20 protein-coding genes are annotated in these 22502 nt (G+C 28.4%); 7 read left to right on the forward strand and 13 right to left on the reverse strand.

Going from position 1 to position 22502, the window contains the following annotated elements; translation table 11 throughout:
• Nucleotides 1–3 precede the first annotated feature (3 nt).
• On the reverse strand, nt 4–363 hold the full coding sequence (locus tag H612_RS0101635; RefSeq protein WP_027129877.1) for a GntR family transcriptional regulator: 360 nt from the start codon (nt 361–363) through the stop codon (nt 4–6).
• 140 nt (nt 364–503) lie between these two features.
• On the opposite strand from H612_RS0101635, the gene H612_RS0101640 reads away from it, so the two are divergent.
• Complete coding sequence (locus H612_RS0101640) at nt 504–1070, forward strand: 5-formyltetrahydrofolate cyclo-ligase (RefSeq protein WP_027129878.1); 567 nt, start codon at nt 504–506, stop codon at nt 1068–1070.
• Nucleotides 1045–1803, forward strand: a complete 759-nt coding sequence (locus tag H612_RS0101645) for a class I SAM-dependent methyltransferase (RefSeq protein WP_027129879.1) — start codon at nt 1045–1047, stop codon at nt 1801–1803. The genes H612_RS0101640 and H612_RS0101645 overlap by 26 nt, the downstream gene beginning before the upstream one ends.
• 159 nt (nt 1804–1962) lie before the next feature.
• On the opposite strand, the gene H612_RS0101650 is transcribed toward H612_RS0101645, so the two are convergent.
• The 3 genes from H612_RS0101650 to H612_RS0101660 form a co-directional block, all read right to left on the reverse strand.
• On the reverse strand, nt 1963–2229 hold the full coding sequence (locus tag H612_RS0101650; RefSeq protein ID WP_027129880.1) for a UPF0223 family protein: 267 nt from the start codon (nt 2227–2229) through the stop codon (nt 1963–1965).
• A 7-nt stretch (nt 2230–2236) separates the two neighbouring features.
• Nucleotides 2237–2911: a response regulator transcription factor gene (locus H612_RS0101655; RefSeq protein ID WP_027129881.1), complete on the reverse strand. Its 675-nt coding sequence runs from the start codon at nt 2909–2911 to the stop codon at nt 2237–2239.
• Between the two features lie 88 nt (nt 2912–2999).
• Complete coding sequence (locus tag H612_RS0101660) at nt 3000–3377, reverse strand: VanZ family protein (protein WP_245570432.1); 378 nt, start codon at nt 3375–3377, stop codon at nt 3000–3002.
• A 423-nt stretch (nt 3378–3800) separates the two neighbouring features.
• Between H612_RS0101660 and H612_RS0101665 the strand changes: the two genes are divergently transcribed.
• Nucleotides 3801–4118: a DUF1904 family protein gene (locus tag H612_RS0101665; RefSeq protein WP_027129883.1), complete on the forward strand. Its 318-nt coding sequence runs from the start codon at nt 3801–3803 to the stop codon at nt 4116–4118.
• Between the two features lie 61 nt (nt 4119–4179).
• Here H612_RS0101665 and H612_RS0101670 read toward each other — a convergent pair whose 3' ends face one another.
• From H612_RS0101670 to H612_RS0101680, 3 genes are all read right to left on the reverse strand, one after another.
• A complete protein-coding gene (locus H612_RS0101670; RefSeq protein ID WP_027129884.1) occupies nt 4180–5907 on the reverse strand; it encodes an ABC transporter ATP-binding protein in 1728 nt (575 codons plus the stop codon).
• On the reverse strand, nt 5897–7657 hold the full coding sequence (locus tag H612_RS0101675) for an ABC transporter ATP-binding protein (protein ID WP_027129885.1): 1761 nt from the start codon (nt 7655–7657) through the stop codon (nt 5897–5899). The genes H612_RS0101670 and H612_RS0101675 overlap by 11 nt, the downstream gene beginning before the upstream one ends.
• A 176-nt stretch (nt 7658–7833) precedes the next feature.
• Nucleotides 7834–8445: a ribonuclease H1 domain-containing protein gene (locus tag H612_RS0101680; RefSeq protein ID WP_027129886.1), complete on the reverse strand. Its 612-nt coding sequence runs from the start codon at nt 8443–8445 to the stop codon at nt 7834–7836.
• 492 nt (nt 8446–8937) lie between these two features.
• Between H612_RS0101680 and H612_RS0101685 the strand changes: the two genes are divergently transcribed.
• The 4 genes from H612_RS0101685 (at nt 8938) to mscL (ending at nt 17326) form a co-directional block, all read left to right on the forward strand.
• Nucleotides 8938–14139, forward strand: a complete 5202-nt coding sequence (locus tag H612_RS0101685) for a hypothetical protein (RefSeq protein WP_027129887.1) — start codon at nt 8938–8940, stop codon at nt 14137–14139.
• A 334-nt stretch (nt 14140–14473) separates the two neighbouring features.
• Entirely contained in the window at nt 14474–15787 is a 1314-nt protein-coding gene (gene murC, locus H612_RS0101690; protein WP_035500137.1) for a UDP-N-acetylmuramate--L-alanine ligase, read from the forward strand.
• 52 nt (nt 15788–15839) lie between these two features.
• Complete coding sequence (locus tag H612_RS0101695) at nt 15840–16367, forward strand: DUF948 domain-containing protein (protein ID WP_027129889.1); 528 nt, start codon at nt 15840–15842, stop codon at nt 16365–16367.
• Between the two features lie 581 nt (nt 16368–16948).
• The gene (mscL, locus tag H612_RS0101700) at nt 16949–17326 is read left to right on the forward strand and encodes a large conductance mechanosensitive channel protein MscL (RefSeq protein ID WP_027129890.1); all 378 of its coding nucleotides are present in this window, start codon (nt 16949–16951) and stop codon (nt 17324–17326) included.
• Nucleotides 17327–17515: 189 nt separating this feature from the next.
• Here the strand turns inward: mscL and H612_RS0101705 are convergent, their stop codons facing one another.
• From H612_RS0101705 to srlE, 6 genes are all read right to left on the reverse strand, one after another.
• A complete protein-coding gene (locus H612_RS0101705; protein WP_027129891.1) occupies nt 17516–18511 on the reverse strand; it encodes a D-2-hydroxyacid dehydrogenase in 996 nt (331 codons plus the stop codon).
• A gap of 178 nt (nt 18512–18689) precedes the next feature.
• Nucleotides 18690–19364: a transaldolase family protein gene (locus H612_RS0101710; RefSeq protein ID WP_027129892.1), complete on the reverse strand. Its 675-nt coding sequence runs from the start codon at nt 19362–19364 to the stop codon at nt 18690–18692.
• On the reverse strand, nt 19357–20019 hold the full coding sequence (locus tag H612_RS0101715; protein WP_027129893.1) for an HAD family hydrolase: 663 nt from the start codon (nt 20017–20019) through the stop codon (nt 19357–19359). The genes H612_RS0101710 and H612_RS0101715 overlap by 8 nt, the downstream gene beginning before the upstream one ends.
• A 197-nt stretch (nt 20020–20216) precedes the next feature.
• Entirely contained in the window at nt 20217–21014 is a 798-nt protein-coding gene (locus H612_RS0101720; RefSeq protein WP_027129894.1) for an SDR family oxidoreductase, read from the reverse strand.
• Between the two features lie 13 nt (nt 21015–21027).
• Nucleotides 21028–21384 carry a PTS glucitol/sorbitol transporter subunit IIA gene (locus H612_RS0101725; RefSeq protein ID WP_027129895.1) on the reverse strand — a complete coding sequence of 119 codons (357 nt, stop codon included), beginning with the start codon at nt 21382–21384 and terminating at the stop codon, nt 21028–21030.
• Between the two features lie 102 nt (nt 21385–21486).
• Entirely contained in the window at nt 21487–22497 is a 1011-nt protein-coding gene (srlE, locus tag H612_RS0101730; RefSeq protein ID WP_027129896.1) for a PTS glucitol/sorbitol transporter subunit IIB, read from the reverse strand.
• Nucleotides 22498–22502 lie beyond the last annotated feature (5 nt).

A 22502-nucleotide genomic window follows, 5' to 3' on the forward strand; every position in this document is an offset into this window, starting at 1 on the left:
CCTTTATTTAAATGCCTCATTTATTTTTTCTACTAATTCTCTTTTAGTAAGTCCTCGAATTTTTGCTTCTCTCACTAATTCTTCTAATAAACTGTCTATCAATTCATAATTTGGTTTTATCATATCAAAATTATCAGTAATAAATGTCCCCTTCCCCACAATTGTTATTATAATTCTTTCTTTTTCTAGCTCTTGATATGCTTTTTGAATTGTACTTATATTGACATTTAACATCTTGGCAAATTCTCTCACAGATGGCATTTTATCATTTTCTTTTAACATTCCTTTAGCAATTAAATTTTTAGTTTCATCAATTACTTGTTTATATATTGGTTTTTGTAATGCGTTATCTATCTTAAACATAGTTTTTCCTCCTTTCTAATGTACCACCTTGAACCATACACTTATCTCTTTAAGTGTACCATATAAAGTCATACACTTCAAGAAATTTTATCTAGTTTTTTTACTATTACTTTATGGTATAATTAATTTGAGGTGAAAAAGTGAAAAAAGAACTTAGAAAATATTTTTTAGAACAACGAAATAATCTAAATAAAAACTATACATTATCTGCTGAAAAAAATATTTTTAAAATACTTGAGAGAAATATTTTTTTTAAAACTGCACAAAGTATTTTTATTTATATCAACTTCGGTAGTGAAATAACAACAGAGAATTTTATAAAAAAATATATTAACAAGAAAAAAATTTTCGTTCCCAAAATAGTCGATAATGACATGGAATTGGTAAAAATTTCTTCTTGGGAAGAACTTTCAATTGGAAACTTTGGAATTTTGGAACCTAAAAAAAATGATTTTTATAAAGGAAGTATAGATTTAGTCATTACTCCTAGCATCGTTTTTGATAAAAATGGTTACCGACTTGGATATGGAAAAGGGTATTACGATAAATACTTTGATAAAAATAATTACAAAATTAGTATAGGATTATCCTATGAAAAATTACTGCAAAAAAATCTTCCAACTTTTGCTCACGATAAAAGTGTTGATATTTTAATTACAGAAGAAAAGGTACGAATAATTAATGAAAAATATAGCAATAACAACTAGCGTTAAAACTAATGACTATTTTATAGATTATGCACAAAAAGTTTCAAAAAAACTAGCATTACCTTTTATTAAAAGAGAGAAAAAAACTATTAAAGAAATTTTGAAAGTTTACACTGGACTTTTGGTAATTTATAAAAACAAAATCAGTTATTACGAAGGAGATGAAGAATTATTTTTCCATCCTAATACCGCAACTTTAAAAATTAAAAATTTTGATAACGAACCTTTAATAAATATAATAGAAGAAAAAAATCAATATATTCTTGATGCTACTATGGGACTTGCGGGAGATAGTACAATAATGAGTTACCATGGACATAATGTTATAGCTCTTGAGGAAAATAAAATTATTCATTTAATAGTATCGAATGGGTTAAAAAGTTATGTTTCTGAAAACGAAAAAATCACTCAAGCAATGAGAAACATAAAGACAATTTGTGTCAATAACTTAGAATACCTAAAACATTGCACAGAAAATAGTTTTGATATCATATATTTTGATCCAATGTTTTCTCATAACATAAGTGAATCTAAAAATCTTTCAGGACTTGAAAAACTTGCAACAAAAAGTGCATTGACAGCTGAACTAGTTAAAGAAGCTAAAAGAGTAGCCAAGAAAAAAATTATTATAAAAGCTCATTACAAAGACGATATTTTTGAAAAATTTGGATTTACAAGAATAATTAGAAAAAACACAAAGTTTCATTACGGATATATAAAAAGCAATTCCTGATAATTAAAACTTAAAAATTAATTTTTGATTTGATGAATTAATAAAATTTGAAAAATAACTATTACTTTTAATCCTTATTAATTTTCTTCAATTAATAGAGGATCATATAAAAAAATGCAGAGCATAAATTTTCCATATGCTCTGCATTCATTTATATAACTATAGCTTAATCGTTGATTTTTCAGTTCTCATTTCTTTTGTAGTCAAATAACCATCATATCCTGTAATTTCTTTAAAATTCTTATAAAGATTATTTTCTTCTGATTTTGCTCTGACTACTGATTTAAATTCTTTATATTTAATTTTATACTTCTCTAACTCAACACCTTTAGTATAGCACTCTTCTATCGTATCCAAAAAATTTATGATAATCGATATTTCCTCAGGTGAGTACAAAGAATAATCTATCGGATAATCAAATTCCATATTCATTCTACTCAAATGTGTATCCTATACCACGAACTGTACGAAGGTTCTTATCAAAACCAATTTTTCTTAGTTCTTTTCTAAGTCCAGATATATAAACTTCTATTGCATTAATCGTTGTCTCAGAATCTACACCCCATACTCTATCAAATATCTCTTCTTTTTCCAAAATAATATTATTATTAATAACAAAAAATGCTAATAACTCAAGATATTTTCCTTTAATAGTATTAAGTGTCATACTATTAGTCTTTACAAGCTCATTTTTCAAGTCTAAAACAAGGTCTTTATAAGATACCTCATTTTCAGCTTTTAAATTACTTTCTCTTTGCAATAAGTTAGAGATAGTAATATTAATTAGAGAAGCATCTGCTACACGTGGAAGATACTCCGTTACTCTATGTTTCATTACCCTAGCTTTTTCTTCAGTTGATTCTGCAATAGTAAGAATAATTACAGGAGTTTTTTGTTGTTTTTCTTCTCTAATATAATCTAAAATATCTATTCCACCTTTTCCAGGCAAAATACTATCCGCAATTACGAAATCATAAACACTTTCGTCTATAAGTTTTATCCCATCAATTCCATTATAACAAATATCAGCATCAAATTTTTCGGAAATAGCAGCCTTTAATGAAGCAGCTAAAAATTTATCATCTTCTATTACAAGTGCTTTAAGCATTAAGAACTCCTCCTTTTATTTTTATTTACCCTAAGTAACTATTTTATAACTTTTAATTGAAAAATACAACTAAAAACTGAAATATTTTTTACTTTTTTTTGAAAAATAAAAAGTAAAATAAAATACCTGAAATCACAATACCAAAAAAAGCACCACTACTATCTATCAATACGTCTTTCAAATTTCCATCACGTCCTGCTACAAATATTTGGTGAATTTCATCACTAGTAGCATACATTACTGAAAACAAAAAACTCATCATCAAAGTAAAACTAACTTCCGACTTTTTAATATTTTTTACAAATATATTAGATAAATATGCAAAAGTAAAGAATCCTAATGCTGCATATTCACTGAAATGTCCTAACTTTCTTATAAAGATATTATTTGATATTTGTGACGACTCATATCCAGATTGACTGGAAAATAAAAATATTGTGATACATATAATTGTAAGAATACTCAATGAGAAGTATTTTTTATATAAAAGTTTAATAAAAATTTCCCCTTTATTATTTTTTGAAGTTTGTCACTCTATATTAATCATAACATATTATTGAAGTAATTCATATTAATTGTAAGTAAAATAAGCAAAAAAATACTTTTCTTTAAAAATAAGAAACTTCACAAGGATAAAAAACATAGTATTTTTTAATATTTACAGATATAATTTAATTATTTTCTATTTTTCTTTACAATAGTTATATCAAAAGTATACCTTTTAATTAGAAAAAGATTAGCAAAAAGATAATAAAAAGTTATAATTTTTTTTGTTTTCCTTTCCCTCACTCAAGTAAACTTATAGATAAAAATATTAATTTGTACAAGAAAATTTTTTTATAATGTGCTATAATTATAGAAAACGAATTCAAATTTTGGGAGGTATATTATGCCAAGAATAGTTGTTAGAGGGGTTAAAAAAAATGATTTGAAAAAAGTTAGCAAAGAGCTTTTTGATACAATCTCAAAAATCATAGATCGTCCAAGAGAAGCATTTACCCTTGATTTAGTTGAAAGTACTGCTATATTAGACGGTGAAGAATTGAATCGAGCTAATATCGAAATTAGTTGGGTATCTCGTCCTGTTGAAGTTTGTGAAAAAGTGGCGAGTGAGGTCCACGAACTTATTAAACCTTTTGGGTACGATGCTGTAATGATTTCATTTAAAAATATTGATTTAGCATACGAATTTTCTTATTCAAAATAATAATTTTAATAAATGAGATATAGGTAGCAAAAAAGTTGAATTTTCTCGCTACCTATATTTTTTATCCCTTGATTTGATTTTCATACATTTTTTTATACATTCCACTAAATTCTAAAAGTTCCTCGTGTGTTCCACTCTCTACTACTTTTCCTTTGCTAAGAACATAAATTATGTCTGCATTTTTTATAGTCGATAATCTATGAGCAATTATCAAGGTGGTTCTACCTTGTTTCATCTTTTCTATTGCACGACCTACATTTTGTTCGGTTTCACTATCTACATTAGCAGTTGATTCATCTAAAATCAAAATCTTAGGATTTTTAGCTAAAGCCCTCGCTAAACATATCAATTGTTTTTCTCCAGTAGAAAAATTACTTCCACCTACTTCTACTTTTGAATCTAGTGAACGAGTTTTTAAAATAAAATCTCCTCCTACTCTAGACAACACTTGCCTAGCAATCTCTTCATCACCACTTGTTGTAATATTTTCTAAAAGTGTCCCTTCAAATAAAAATGAATCTTGAAGAACTATCGCAGTCTTTCTCCTCAAAAATTCCCTGCTATATTCACTTATGTTTTTGCTGCCTATTTTAAGTTCACCCTTATTTATTTCGTAAAACTTCACTATTAAGTTCGTTATCGTGCTTTTTCCACTTCCTGTATGTCCAACAAAAGCAACAGTCTGATTTTCTTTTATACACATACTCAAATTTTTCAACACATATTTATCTTCATTATAAGCAAAATATACATCTTTAAATTCAATATTTCCTCGGAAATCTTCTATCTTATTCATTTCAATATCCGCTTCAACATCTAATTTCAGTATTTCCTGAATGTTGTTTGCTGCTCCAATAGCCCTAACATAATTAGAAATTCCCATTGTAAAATCAGCGATTCTATATATAATATCCGTTGTGTAATTTATAAATAGATAAACCATACCTAAAGTCACACCATAAATATTATTAAAATTTGAATAAGCATAATAATATACAATTCCAATAAAAATTATTACTCTAAATACACCAGTAATATTATGGAGAAGCAAACTATCAATAACATTTAATTTTTTCCAGTGGTTATAGCGTTTTACATTGTATTTATTCCAGTCCTCTATACTTTCTTTCTCTCTATTAAATGCTTTTATAATTTCTAAATTTTGATAATTTTCGTTAATAATACCATTACTTCTAGAAAATTCTTTGCGATATCCTTTTATACTATCAATAGTTAATCTATTGTAAAATTTTAAAATAATATACATAACTGGTAAAAGTATAAGCATAAACAATCCAAATTTATAATCTACATAAAATAACACGATGTAAGAAAAAATAACTTTCATAATTATTATCATAATTTGAACAAACGTTGATACAAAAAATACCCTTATTTGATTTACATCACTTGTAACGCGTGACACAACAGAACCTGCTGGCATATTATCAAAATATTTTATTGGTAGGCTTTGAATATGATCGTACACTTGCATTTGAATACGAACATATATTTCATTGGCTCCTTTTACCAAATAAACATTTCTAAGATAATTAGAAATTCCTGAACACAACAGTATTAAACCATATCCTACAGCAATTACCAGTGACTTCAGAACTATTTGCCGTGTTACATTTCCTTCTATTCCATCAAAAACTTTTGATAACACATAAACTCCTATTACGCCAAGTAGAACATTTAGAACCGAATAAATAGAACCTAAAATATATTCCTTCTTAGCGTTCTTTATGTAAGGTAGAAACTGCAATAATGGATTTTTATTCTTCATTTTCTTCTACCTCCTTATTTTGATATTCATCTAACTGACTGTACCATGAACATCTTCCCAATAATTCTTCATGAGTTCCTATATCTAAAATACTACCATTTTCCAAAATCAAAATTTTATCTGCATGCCTCAATGCCGAAATTCTATGTGAAACTATAATATTTGTTTTCCCAAGACGAGTCTGCTTTATATTCTCTATAATATTTTTTTCTGTATTAGCATCTACTGCACTCAAGCTATCATCAAGAATCAATATTTCTGGATTCGACAAAATAGCACGTGCAATTCCTAAACGTTGTTTCTGCCCTCCTGAAAGAGAAATTCCATTTTCTCCTACTAACGTATCCAAACCGTCCTTAAATCTTTCAATATCTTTTTTCACATCAGCGAGCACTAGTGCGCTTTCCAATCTTTCTTCAAGATTTTCTCGATAAAATAAAATGTTTTCCTTTACTGTTTTTGAAAAAAGTTGATATTCTTGTGGTGCATAACCTATCTTTTCTCTTACCGAATAATCGAAATATTCTTCAATACCTCTTCCATCAAAAAACAAAGTTTTCTCACGAATAGGATATAATCTCAGCAACTGTTTTACTAAAGTCGTCTTTCCACAACCAGTTTTCCCTACGATACCAATCGTCTCTCCTTTATGAATAGTAAAAGTTATATTTTTCAGAACTTCATTTTCATCATAAGAAAAATTAAAATCTTCAAACCTAATACCATCATTAAACTCAAAAATATATTTTGCTTTTTCATTATTAACTTCAGGATTTTTACCTGAAATTTCTATCACTCTCTTCGTTGCTTCCTTGACTTCAATCATCATAACAACAAGTTCTGATATTGCAATATACGGCCACTGTAACATACCAACCACAACACAAACTGCAACAAGTTCTCCCAATGTCATTGCTCCTAAATTAATAAGATAGAAACCATAACCTACTGCAATAACATAACTAATTGCGACAGAAACGGTATTGAGTGGTTGATAAAGTAAAATTTTTTTCATGTACTCAGCATTACTGTGTGAATATTTTCTTAACTTTGCAATAAAACTAGTTCTAACCTTTTGTAATAACCCGTAAGTTCTTATAACTCTGATCCCCTTGACATTCTCTAATGTTTCCTCAGTAATCTTATCCATAGTAGCAGCCATTTCATTATAATATTTTTCCTGAATTTCTCTTCTACTAATTAAATAGATAGCTTGAACTATCAGAGGAACATGAATTAATAACAAATAACTCCAATTTGATTTATTAAAAATAAGAACACTTATAAAAATATTATAGATAATTCCATCAAAAATAAGTAATAATCCATATCCAAAAAATGGAGCTATGTAATTAGTAATATCATTGGTAGATCGGCTAATAACTTCTCCTATACTAAATTTATTAAAAAATACCGGGGTATGTCTATAAATATCATATTGAAGATTGTAAGTAATATCTTTTATAATCTTGTCATGACCAATAAAAGTATAATATTCTTTAAAATAATAGACTATATAAAGAAGGACTCCAGCAAAAATAATTTTTGTAATTTCAGAAACAACATCATCAAAATTAATTTTCCCACTAGATATTCCATCAACTATTATATTAAGTCTATCCGTTGGATATAGTGTAAGATAATAAGATACCACAGAGGCAATTAAGGCAATAAATATTCTTACCCTATCTTTATATACAAGCTCTAATATTTTTTTTATAATTACTTTATTACTTATCTTTTCTTTCATAAATTCACCTACTTTCCAATGCAATATTACCTAATTATACCATAAATAAAAATAATATATTTAATACAAAATAAAAAAGATAGAAAAACTATCCTTTTTAGCATTTACCACTGAATCTATTTTTTATTGAATAAAAAATCTTAAAAATTTAATCTATATTATTTACAAAATACTTTTTACAAATTTTTCTGTTTAAATTCTTCTATAACCTTTTTTGCCAAATTATCGACAAGCTCATTTAGCTCTACACCAGTATGAGCTTTTACTTTTACAAAATTCACCTTAACCCTTGATGAAACTTTTTTTGCAAATTGTGCGTATTCCTTGGTGTATTCCAAGTTAGCCCTCCACTCTCCTGTTGCCCAAGCTTCTATCCCTTGATAATCATAAAATAAAGTTATCTCAGAAATTTTTTTGTCAACTGCATACCACATTACGAACTTTGCCGCTTCTAATTCTCCTGCCACATTGTGAAGTTGAGCATATTCTACTTTATTACCTGCATGCTTATACTCATGTTTACCAAATTTATCAACAATAACTACTCCTGAACCATAAACACCTGTCTTTCTATCAAAACTTCCATCTATATAAGCATAAATTCCCTCCACTTCCGTAATATTATCTACTATTTTCTCCTTATCTTCTAAATAATTTTCCGCTTCTTCCTTTGTTTTAAAACTTTTGTAAATTGCACCTTTATATCCTGAAACTTGCTCTTTACATTCATCCCATGTTAAAAATATTCCAGTTTTTTTTCCAGATTTTACTGCATAAAATTTTGCCATTTTCATCTCCTACATTAATTTTATCAACTAAATTATACTATATTGATATTTAATAGTAAATTTATTTCAATAAATATTCACAGTATATCTTAAGTTAAATGATAAGCTAAATATATTTCAAAAATTTCAATTTAAAATATACATTTTTTAATTATAATCTTTCTGTATTTACTTAGCAAACTTCCCACCTCTCTTTTTATATTGCTTTTTTATTGTACCTAAAAATTTCTATAAAAATTAAAAATAACAAATATAATTTTTTTAAATTTTAAATTTTTATTTTATCTATATATAAAAATCTCTAAAAGATATTGATAATCTCTTTCATTTAAATCGTTTTTATGATATATTATAAATGTTGATTAAACTTAAAAAAGCTATTTAAAAGGTTTTTTATAATTTGGAAACGAAATTAATCTCCATATTATTTTTTTATTCTTATTATAAAAAATTTCTTAAACAAAAAAAATATATATTATAAAGGAGAACAAAATGAAAACAAAAAAAATATTAAAATCTAGCATGAGTGTCGCTTTCGCTATGACTATAGGGGCAGTTACTGCACAAGCTTGGCCAACTACTTCCAATGGACAAAATATCGCTAAAGCTGACTTTGGGGATCAAGCTGCTAGCGAACAGACAAAAGCAGAGTTAAGATCAATTATCGATAAGGTATTCAATGATAAAAACTTAACAAACAGATACTTAGGGACATCTTATTTACATAAAACATCCAAATTCCCTTATTATCACGTTAGTTTTGAAAACCATTCTATACCAGACGATGTTATTGACACAACTCCTTGGTATAATATGTGGAGTGAAGCAGCAGCTGCAAAAGTAAAATTAGATGCCAACTCTTATACAGAAAAAACTGCACGAAATGCAATAAATACTTTAAACTATTATTCACAACTTTATAATTTTGAAGTAGGGAGATCTTTAAAAAAAGATGGTTTCTATACAACTTCTAATTTCACTACACCAACTATGGTAAGAAGTGGCGGCGATGGCCATCAAGACTTTTATAAAAAAGCAGTTGGAGAGCCAAAAGAAGAAATTAAAGAATTATTCAAAGATAAATTAGTTGGCATTTACAAACAAGGTCAAGATATTGAAGTTAATTTAGTTGCAAATTCTGATAAAATTAGTAAAATCACTTCATTTACAGTAAATAATATTTCTGGGATAACACCTAAGGTTAATTTAGGTCCATCTTCTCAAAATCAAACACAAGTTGCATTTAATGTTCCAGGTGAACTAAAAGCTGAGCAGTTAGTCGTTACAAACATGACATACCTTGACAAAAATGGTAACAAAAAGGAAACTGGTCCTTTCGCATTAGATATTGACTACTCAAAACTTGTACCTAAACCAGATAAAGATGGCAATGGCATTCCGAATTATAGAAAAAATTTGGAAGAAAAAATTCAAAAATGGATTAATCGAGGTAGACAAGTAAACGAGTGGCTACTTACTAAAGAGAATACCCTTGATACACTTTCTGATTTTTCACAAAGAGCAAAAGTTAGTGAAGCTGTTACAAAATTAGAAGAGTTAAAACGAAATCCTGATGCAAGTTATGATAAACTTTATGAACTTACTCCTCCTATTCATGAAGCAGAAAATATTGCCACATTAAGAGAAATTTTAGATATAAAAGTGGCGAAATTCTTAGAATCATTTAACCTTTATTCTCCAGATATTTACACTGAAGAAAGTATTAGGAAATTTAAAGAGTATATTCAAAGTATTCCAAAATTAAAAAATGGAAAAAATCTAAGAGAACTTGTCCAACTTATTAAAGAATTTGATAATGCAAATGTTACATATTTAAAATATAATACTAGTGCTTTGGAAAGATTAATAAAAATAGGTGACACAAAAATAGAAAGTGAATATACACCTCTTACTTGGGAAAAATTTTCTACAGCACTTAGACACGCCAAAGATTGGATTAAACAAAACAAAGAATATCATCCTCAAATTAACGATACTCCTGAGCTTGTTAAACAGCTACGTGATAGCATTAATAATTTGATAAAAACAAATGGTGATAAAGGAGAACAAGTTCCTGCTGATAAATCAAATAAAAAAGAAGAAAATTCCAAAGCATATAATATTAGTGGAAAATTAGTTGACCGTGGTACTACTAATCCATTAAGTTCATATGGGGGTCAGCTTTCTGATTTAATACAAAACATTAGTGTTGTTAATAAAGGAGATAAAAATGAGCTAACTATTACATTTAAAGTTATCCGAAATAATGCTGGTAACATCAGTAAGGCTGTTACTAAGTTCGATTATAATAAATCTGGTGTTCTTTCTACTCCTGAAATATTAGAAAAAGAACAAGGTAATATTAATTCAACTTCTTTTACATACTATAAAAAAGTGAAACTATTAGTTGATAAAGATAAAAAAGATATTGCTGTAGATTTGGAAATTGCTGACGAATATAGTCTTGCTAATAATAAATCTTCATTTACTAGTGATCTTCTCCTTGACTACAATAATAAATCTGAAAGTGAAACTAAAAAAGATCCACTAAAAGAACAATTGAAAAAACGACTTAACTATATAGAATCTAAACAAATAAAAGAAAATTATAAAAATATTCCAGACAACCTAAAAACAAACCTTAACCAATTAACTACAAAAGCTAATACCCTGCTTTCTAAAGATAATCTAGAAAAAGATGAAGTAGAAAAGCTTACTAATCAATTGTTAGAGGAATCAAGTAAACTTGATGCACTTTCTAATTTATACCAAGCACTTCAAGCTGCTAAAGATACTTATGAAAACTTCTGGAAAAACAACACCGACTATACTAAAGAAAGTAAAATCGATGTGAAATCTAGATTAGATAAACTTGAAGATAAAATTAAAAAACTTGATAATAGCGATATTGAAGGAACTAAAGAAGCATCTACTGATGAACATGGAATAACTAAAGAAATTATAGTTTATAAAACTATAGATCAATTAACCGGTCAACTTCAAGGACTTAGTGATTACCTAAGAATAGATACAACAAAACTTGAAGCGGAGGTTAAAAAAGCAGAGAAAAAACTTGCCGAAGGAAGTAATAATGAAGAGGCTAAGCTACGACTTCAAAAACTTATTGATAAAATAAAGAAATATATTGAACATACTAAACTTACTCCTGATTCTCATGGAACTGATGACCAAGTCAATACTAATCTTACTGACTATTATACAGAGCAGTTAAACTTTGCCATTAAGGATTTGTCTAAAGTACCTCCTAAAGAGGATAAAGTGATTAGTAAGGAAGATTTACAAAATAAAATAAAAGAAGCAGAAGCTATTACTATCGGAAATAAAACTGAGGAAGCATTCTATGCACTAAAAAACGAAATGGCAGAAGCCAGAAAAATCGCTAATAAAGATAATGCTGGTGCCGAAGAAATAAAAAAAGCATTTGAAAAATTAAGTGCTGCTATAGAAACCTTTAATAAATCAAAAGATAGAGAGGATAATTCTCAAACACCTCCTACTCCCAAACCAAGTCCAGATGAAAAACCTAATGAGCCAGATAACAATCGCCCCGAAGACAATAGAGTAAAAATAGGAGCAGAATTGAAAAAAATAAATTCCGATCAACTTTCTATAGCAAATTCCGTACTTAAAGATGCTTATTACATTACAGAAAATGGTAAAAGCTATATCGAACTTTCTCTTCAACCTATGTACAATAATAACAAACCTGTTGCTGTATTAAGTAAACTAACTACCTTTGACGGTAATACTGAAGTAGAAAACGTAGAAGTATTAAGCAAAAGTAATGTAGATATTACATATGATGGACAAACAAAAACTTACGAATATCCTACTAAAGTTAGAATTCCAGTAACTGGAAAACCTAACACCATGAAAGTTAATACTTATGCAAGTAGCACTATTTTTGGTAATAATGCACACTCAAATGCTGCAATTCTATCATTATCTTATCCGAATAATGAAGATAATCAAAATAATGTAGACAAAGAAGAACTTCAAAAACTATTTAAAGCTACAACTAGTAAGTATTATGAAAGTTGGACTAGAATATTTGAGTCGGCTAGAATACCGAAAGATATGACCATTGTGAATAAATTTAACGAAAAAGTTAACGTAGCACAGAGTGTTTTAAAAAATAATAATGCTACAGAAAAAGAAATTACCACTGCATTCAATGAACTTCGCAGCATTCAACTGCAATATGATTTATTAATAAGACTTAGAACTGCTAATGCAGAAGCTGAAGCCAACTTCAAGAGTGACAAAAAAGGAAACAATTATAGTAAAGAAAGCCTAAATAGAGTAGAAAAATATTTACAAGAAAAAATTGATAGATTAGAAGAACTCGTACACAATAATCCAAAATCTTCTGAAATAGAAAAATTATTTGAAGACGTTCAAAATTACTACACTTTACTTAGATATAACACCTCTGCATTAGAAGATGCCGTTAAAATCGCTAATGACAGATTAAAAGCTAATAACCTTACGGATGCACAAAAAGAACCAGTTAAAAAAGCTATCGAGGCAACTAATGAATTTATCGAAAAAGCAAAAACAACTAGGAATATAACAGATAAACGAAAAGAGTTATTAGAATCATTAAATAATGCAGTTAAAGGCTTACCATCAGCTAATACTCCTAATCCAAAAAATCCAAATACACCAAAAAAACCTGAAAATCCTTCAGAAAAAGATAAAGCATTAGAGTCAGCTAAATTAGATTTATACATACCACTTCAAGCTGCTGACATTTTAATTGCTGATGATAGTAAAAATCCTAAAATCAATCAAAAAGCATTAAACAAATTTAAAACAGCTGTAAAAAAAGCTAAAGAAACATATGAACATTCAAAATCTATTGAGGAAATAAAAAAAGCTATTGTAGAACTTGGAACTGCCTTAACAGAATATCAAAATAACAAAAACAATTCTAATGATACTGACAAGCAAACACCTCCAAAGGATGATAATCAAAACAAACCTGGAAACAATAATAATGACAAACCAATAGCACAACAAATTTTTGAAGATTTGAAAAATGGTGTTAAAGTTGAATTCCAAACCAAAACACCTGCTGCTAAACTTGAAACCACAGAAGTAAAAGACAACAATCTTATCAAGGATATCTTAGATAAGTTAGAATTACCTTCAACCAATAAAGTCAGAGTTTTAGATCTTAAACTTGTTGATAAAAATAATAAAGTTGTTAATTCAAATGCAAAACGTACTGTTGCAATAGTTCTTCAATCTGATGAAAAAGATGTTTCTGTTTATCACATAAAAGAAACCGGTGAGTTAGAACTTATAAATTCCAAAGTAGAAGGAAATGTTTTAAAATTTGAAATAAATCATTTTAGTAAATTTGCCATTGTTTCTAATAGTAAAATTAAAAAACAAAAAACTCCTTCTGAGAAAAATCCAGAAAATAGTAACAAAGGAAAACAAAATTCTTCTCAAGGAAAATCTCAGGATGAAACAGCTCGAACTCATCAAACACAAACACCAGGAAATTCATTAGCAAGTATTCAAAATAATAAAACGTCTAATGATGTTACTTCACAAAAAATATTAAGCAAAACTGGTTTGCAAAATTACAATACAGCTATTGCTGGTGCATTTGTTCTTGCTTTAAGCGGCTTGCTTCTGCTAACAAGAAAAAATAAACGTTAATTTCTAATTAAATTAAACATTTATTAATACATCTTGGCACTATAATATTATTTAGTTCACGATGTAGCAAAAAATTCTAAAATTTCAAACTCACACAGGATTAAAGAAAATTTAAATTCTTTAATCCTGTTTATGTACTTATAAAATAATGTATTTTTTTACTAACTTTAAAAAAATATCATTAATATTTTTATTTATTACACCTGCGTTTAGAGTGTAAACAGTTGAATTTTTTTCTATTTTAAGGTAGAATTGTAGTGCTTATAAAAATTTTTAAAAGTCAATTTTTTATTAATTTTTTATTTGAATCAACGAAATTTTTAGGAGAATAATAATGAGTAATTATCATTTTATAGGTATTAAGGGATCTGGAATGAGCTCTCTTGCTCAAATAGTTTATGACATGGGACATGTTGTCCAAGGTTCTGATGAAACTACCTACTTTTTTACACAAGAAAAATTAGATCAAAGAAATATTCCTATTTTTTACTACAGTGCAGAAAATATTAAAGAAGGATACGAAATTATTTTGGGAAATGCCTTTGATGAAACACATGTTGAATGCATTCGTGCCAAAGAACTAGGTTTAAAAATTTATACATACGCACAATTTCTAGGGAAACTTTTAAGTGATACACCATCTATCGCTGTTACTGGTGCACATGGAAAAACTACAACAACCACAATGGTTAGTAATATTTTCAAACATAATTTTGTTACATCATTCCTTATTGGTGATGGAACAGGTCATGGAGAAAAAAATTCTGATTATGTTATTGCCGAAGCATGCGAGTATTATCGTCACTTTTTAGCATACCATCCCGACTATGCAATCGTAACAAATATTGATTTTGATCACCCTGACTATTTTAATGATGAAAATGATATGTTTGATGCATTTCAAAGTTTTGTAAATCAAGTTAAAGACACGGTAGTTGTTTGTGGGGATGATCGACTTGCATCTAAATTAAAACCTACAACCGCTAAAGTAATTACTTACGGTTTTAACGATGGAAATTATTACCAAATAAAAAACTTAACTACTTCTTCTGAATATAGCACTTTTGATATCTATAAAGATTCAAAATACTTTGCAACATTTAAAATGGCAATTTTTGGACTTCATGATATAGCAAACGCCACTTCAGCAATCGCTATTGCCGATATTAATAATATAAATATAGAAGAAATTCAAAAATCTCTTGATTTATATAAACCTGCTGAAAGAAGATTTAGTGAACATAAAATAGATGATAATGTAGTAGTAGATGATTATGCACACCATCCTAGTGAAATAAAAGCAACAATTAATAGTGCACGTAGGAAATATCCTGACAAGCAAATAGTCGCTATTTTTCAACCACATACTTACAGTAGAACAGCAAAATTCTTGAATGAATTTTCTGAAAGTTTGTTAACTGCCGATAAAGTATTCCTTTCTCCTATTTTTTCTTCTGTTCGCGAAAAAGAGAAAATTGTTGGAATTGAAGATTTACAAAAAGTAACCCCTAATTCAGATATTATTCGTGGTGAAGAAGATTTTGATAAACTTAATTTTAATAATAGCGTTTATTTATTCATGGGTGCTGGCAATATTAATAAAATTTGTCATAAGTTTTTAGAAAAAAAATCAACCAAACAGTTGTAATTAATTCTATCTTAAAATATAATTAATGTAGTAACTCAAGGAGGGAATGTAAATGCTAGATATTAATTGGCTTGTTTTAGCTTATGCTGGAATTTTTCTATCAGGGTTGGGTGTTCTTATTGTTTGCATTAGTGCAGCTAGAACTTTAGGTACTGTCAGAAAATCTGTTACATCTGCCACTGAATGTATTGAAGATGTTACTGATATGGCAGAAGAGGCACTAGACCTTGCAAAAGATTTAAACGAAACTATAAAAAAAGTTGAAGGACATCTTGAACCTATCATGGTTGAAACAAATATTCTGCTTCAAAATACGAATATTCTCGCAGAAGATATTCAAGTAAAATCGGAAAAATTAGATCCTTTATTTAATTCAGCAGAAGGCTTAGCAACATCTATCAATAATCTTCAAAGTTCAGTCGACAATATGAAAAATAATGTAACAGGTTTCAAAAAAAATACTGACAAAAAAGTTGAAGATATGGCAGAAAAAGTTGAAGAAAATAAAGCAAAAGCTTCAAAACTTCTAAACAAATTTTTTAAAAAAGAGAATCAAAAAGATAAAGATAATCTAATATAAAATTATTAATAAAACCCTACAGTAAAATAATTTACTGTAGGGTTTTATTTTTTAACATTGCATAATTTTACTAGCAAATCAAATAGGTATAATTGTTATTTCATAAGATTACTTAAGTATATACAAAAAGAATCTAATATTTAAATCAATCCACTTAAAAATCATAATTCTATAAAAAGTGGTTTAAACTTGTTATCTCTTCTTATTTTCTTTCATCTTTCACCCTCTCCTTATTTTTTAACTATCTTATATTTTAAATAACAAAAGTGTTTTTATAAAAATTGGAAAAATTTAAAAATAATGCTAGCATGCATAAATATACTCAAGAATATATATTTAATAGTAAGGTATATTCACAATTGATTAAATTAATATCTAATGACTTTGTTGCTCAAAGTACAGAAAGAAAAAAGCTTAACTTTTACTTAAAGTTTTATTAGTTAAAGACAAAGTACTAGGAGGAAATAAATAATTATAATATTTTTTATAAAAAAGTATGCATATCATTTGCATTTTATATTGATTTTTTATAATATATGTAGGGATGTAATTTTAATTTTTTATAAAGGAGAAAAAATATTATGTTAAATGAATTCAAAAAATTTGCCTTTAAAGGTAACGTATTAGATCTTGCTATTGGGGTAATTATGGGGGCAGCTTTTGGAAAAATCGTTAGTTCATTAGTAACTGACATTATGATGCCACTTATCGCCCTTCTTTTCCCAGCTAAACCTAATTTTAGTGATATCGCTTGGAATGGTATTAAATACGGTAACTTTATCCAAATTATTATTGATTTCTTAATTACGGCTATCGCTATCTTTATATTTGTTAAAGGTATTAATAGTGCTAAAGACAAAATGTCTAAACAAGAAGAAACTGAAGAAGCAGCTCCAGAAGTTGATTCTAAAGAAGAACTTCTTAAAGAAATCCGTGATTTATTAAAAGAAGGAAAATAACACATAATAAAAGTAAGGTAGATGTCTTATCTTACTTCTATCCTAGAACCAAGTAAAAAAACTTTACTTGGTTTTTTATTATTGTATTATACATGAAACTTACTTTCTTTTTCACTTAAAATAACACTTTATAAAATTCGATTTTAAAAAAAGGGAAGAGTATAAAAATTTATACTCTTCCCTTTTACTTTAATTTACAATATTGTCTGATGCACCTGTTTTTATTACTTCTACTGCAGAATCTAAACCACCTTCTACTAAGTTTTGAATTGCAGTCTCTGTATAGAACGCTGTATGTGGTGTATAAATTACATCATCTCTATCTATTAATATTTGCAAAAGTTCATCATCAAATTCTTTTCCTTCAAAATTTTTAGGTACATACTTACTCTCATTTTCATAAACATCTAATCCTGCTCCTAATAGTTTTCCACTATCTAAAGCACGAAGTAAAGCACGAGTATCAACTAACATACCTCTTGCTGCATTCAGTAGTATAGAGTTATCTTTCATTTTTGACAAAAATTCATCATTTACCATATGATTGTATTCTTTTATTGCTGGCATATGGATTGTGATTATATCTGATGAAGAAATAAGTTCATCTAAATTATCAACATAAATTAAAACTTCTTTTGCCGCTTCATTCTGATAGATATCATAACCAATAACTTTAGCACCTAGTGCTTTAAATAATCTTGCTGCTTGAGTTCCTATTCTTCCAGTCCCGATTACCCCAACTGTTAAAGTTCTTAATTCTCGTGATAAAATCCCAGGATTCCAAGTAAAATTATGATTTTCAATACTTCTTTGAATTTTATTAGTATTTCTACTAATACGAAGTGCTGATGTTAATACATGTTCAGCTATTGCATTAGGAGAATACGATGGAACATTAGTCATTTTAATATCTAATTTTTTCATCAACTCTAAATCGTAAATATCAAATCCTGCTGAACGAGTTGCAAAAACTTTTATACCTTGCCCCTTAGCATATTCATATACTTCACTTTCAAAAGGCTTATTCTGGGCAAGAACTACTCCATCTTTTCCTTCTAATAAATGCTTGTTAGAAATATTTAGTTCTTCTGAATAAGCATCCACATCAATTTCAGGATGATTTGCTATCCAGTTTTTTAACGCACTCTTTTCATCTTCTCTTAAATTAAATACTACTAATTTCATATTAATATCCTCCTAACTATGTAGAACTATTACAAAACTTAGCTCTCTCGCAATTTTTTGTTTTATTATCTTCATAATTCAATTTTATCACAAAAAATAAAACTCGCAACCTTTTTTAATATTTTTAAATTATATTAAAAAATTTCTTGTTTTTTTATCTACTTTCTTATTGAATTCTTCATATTGCACTTATAATTTTGTTATTTCCAAACTTATTTTTCCAGTCCTTTTCAAAGTCATTAACTGATTTGTCAGTATATGGATGCCATATACTTGCCTCTAATATTTCAGGTGCAACAGTTGCTGCTTCTGCTCCACAAAGTAAAATATTTCTTAATTGTTTTACATTTTTAAAACTTGCTGCTAATATTTCAGTTTTATATTCTTTTAACAATTCTCTTATTTCTATAATAGCCTCTTCTGCATCTTGCCCTACATTCTCCATTCTATTTATGTATGGTGCTACGTATTTTGCTCCATTTTTTGCTGCTGCTAATGCTTGCATTGAAGATAATACCGCAGTAGCCGTGACATTTATCCCAGCTTCATCACATAATTTGATTGCTTCTAATCCTTCTTTTGTTACAGGTATTTTTATGAAAAATTTTTCACCAAAGTAATCTTTTAAAACTTTTGCTTCTTCTAGAATTCCTTCTACACAATTTTCGGTAGTCTGTATATGAACTTCGTACTTGCCAAACGTAAAATCTTTTATTTCTTTTAATTTTTCATCTAACGAAATATCTATTTTTGATAATATTGTTGGATTAGTTGTTATTCCTGCTATTTTATAGTATTTTTCTATATCACTAGCTTTTTTTATATCTGCACTATCTAATAAAATCTTATTCATTTTCTTCCTCCAATATTTTTATTACCTCTCCTAAGTTTTCCACTATTCTATCCGCTGTTTTCAAACACTCATCATCTATCTTAACCATATCTGGAACCATAAAAGCAGTTGCACCTGCTGCTTTTGCTGCTCTTATCCCTGCTTTAGAGTCTTCTAATACCAAACAATTTTTCGCATCTATTCCTAATCGATGAGCTGCTAGAAGAAAAACATCTGGGGCAGGTTTCCCATTTTCCACTTCTGCTCCACTAGCAATTTTATCAATATATTGCTTAAGATTTGTTTTTTCTAAATTATTTTCTATATGATCTAAGTCTGATGAAGAAGCTACAGCAATTTTATAGTTATTTTCTTTTAAATATTTCAATAACTCTTCTACAAATGGCATTTTATCTGGTCCAGTCGAAAATAATACTTTTTCTATATATTCATAATGATCGTCTACAAGTTTTCTTCCATCAATTTTTGAATTTTTAAAATATTCTTCCCAAAATAAATATATACTTGCTTTTGTAAAACCTAAAACTTTAAAAGTTTCTTCTTCTGACATGTTATATCCTTGCTCTTTGGCAGATTTTATAAACGCTTTTGTAGCCAAACTTTCCGTGTCAACCATTAATCCATCCATATCAAATAACACCGCTTCTATTTTCATTTTATTCTCCTTTAAAATCACATTTATTTACTTTAATCAGAATAAAGATTCTTTTTCCAATATTCTAATTATAATTTAAAAATAACTTCTTTGCAAACGCTTCTTATAAGTTCATTATTTTTAGATTCTTTAAAAAATATAAAAATAGAGTTACTCTCGAATTCTACTTTTTCGATTTGTAACCCATATTTTTTTTATTACCCTCTTGTTTTTCCACCAGCTACATTATATGTAACACCGTGAACGTAACTTGCTCTATCACTTGCTATGTATGCTACTAAATCTGCTACTTCTGATAATTTTCCATCACGACCTAGCGGAGTTGTTTTAGTACTAGTATATCCTTCACGAATTTTTTCTACCGTAACACCACGAGTATATGCTAGTGCTTCTTCATAAGCTAATGTTCTAAGTCCTGTTGCTTCTAAAATGCCAGGTGCTACTCCTACTACTCTTACTCCTAATTTTCCTAATTCTTTTGCCCATGAACGCGTTAGAGAATTTACCGCATTTTTACTGGCTGCATAAATACTTTGTCCTTCTGAACCTTCTAAACCAGATTCTGAAGACATATTAACAATTACCCCATTACCATTTTTCACCATTATTCGTCCAACTTCTTGTGAAAAAATAAATAATCCTTTGACATTAATGTCCATAATTCTATCGTATATTTCATCACTAAATTCGTATTTACCTTCTGGGTCTTTTTTATCAACTAAAAGTCTCGGAACATTTATACCAGCATTGTTAACCAAAATATCTACTGTTCCAAATTTTTCTAGAGTTTTTTCTACTACACTTTTCACATCGGTTCTCTTAGTTACATCGCATTTTACGTACAATAAATTTTCATTATTTGATTCTTTTTCTGACAAGTCACTAACTACTACTTTACAACCTTGGTTTAAAAATTCTTCCACCACTGCTGCCCCTATTCCTGAAGCACCTCCGGTTACTATTACTGTTTTACCTGTCAAATTTAACCAACTCATTATATTTTCCCTCCTATTTTTCTATAGTTATTCTTGTATTTATATCTATTTTTGGACAACTTTTATTTTCTACAACTATTGCTCCTGGCAATAAATTTTCTAAATCACCAGAAAAATGTACTGTTAAATGCCCTAAGTCTACTAAATTTTTTTCTGCTACATCTCCAACTCCAAGTATTTCAAATTTTTCACCATCAACTGTTAAAATTTGACCAACTTCTATGTTAGCATTAGTTGGAATTACATCTATACCATAGCAATAATCTTTCAACATATCTGGTGCATTATCACCAAATAAAATAAACATTCCATCACCAAATTCTCCAACTAGATTTCCTTTACTTTTTACTATATTTTCATAAATAATCATAATATCGTTCCTTTGCATCTTATTTAGGAATATATTCCTAGAATTTTTTTCGGTCGACTATGTCGTAAATGTAGAAAGCGAATAACTCGCTTTCTATAAATTTTATGAGTACATTCCAAAACTAGCTAGCCATGCTACAATAACCCTAGGTACCCCAATTATAAATCTTGAATATAGTACTGAAACTACACCAACTTCTACAGTTTCTGGTTCTGCTTCAGCAAGACCTAACCCTACAGGAATAAAATCACAAGCACATTGAGTATTAATTGCAAATAATGCTGGCAATGCTAATTGCGGTGGAATATTTCCTTTTCCAATTTCTACCCCAATTAATGTTCCGATAATTTGTGCAATAACGGCACCAGGTCCAAGTAGAGCTGATAACAATGGAATAGAACAAACAAATCCTAAAACTATTAAGCCAAAAATATTTCCTGCAAGGGGTGTTAATAATTTTGCAAACCAGTTACCAAATCCAGATCCTTGAATAATACCAATTAACATTGCAACAAATGCCATAAATGGTAAAATTGTTGTAATCATAGATTGCACTGCATCTCTTGCTGCTTGATATAAAGTATGAACTACCTTCCCAGCACCCATACCTATTTTTTGAATAACAGACGATTTTGAATTTTCTGCTAGACTTTGAGAAACCTTTTTATCAGCACTATATTTAAATTCACGTTTTGGTTCCTCTTTTGTTTCATCAGCTACAACTTCTACGCTTTCACTTCCTTCTGCTGCAGAAATTTGATCTAATCCTACCGCTGAAACATAAATATCTTCTTTGATAAATTTTGCAAGTGGTCCACTAGGTCCAACTGGCATAATATTTACAGTTGGAATTCTTTTTTGTGGATAAATTCCACAGCGCAAAGTTCCTCCACAATCAATGATTGCTAAAAAGATTTCTTCATCAGGAACTGATGTTTTAAAACCATTAACTGGTGTAGCTCCTGTTAATTTAACAATTTTTTCTACGATTTCAGGTTCAGCACCACCACCTGTAATATATAAAATTTTATCTTTACCTGGTTTTGGAGTAACTATTAAAGGCCCACCGAAACCACCACTACCTTTTTGAATTTTAATTGTTCCGTATGTCATTTTTT

The organism is Gemella cuniculi DSM 15828, assembly GCF_000425665.1.
In the GTDB taxonomy this organism is placed as follows: domain Bacteria; phylum Bacillota; class Bacilli; order Staphylococcales; family Gemellaceae; genus Gemella; species Gemella cuniculi.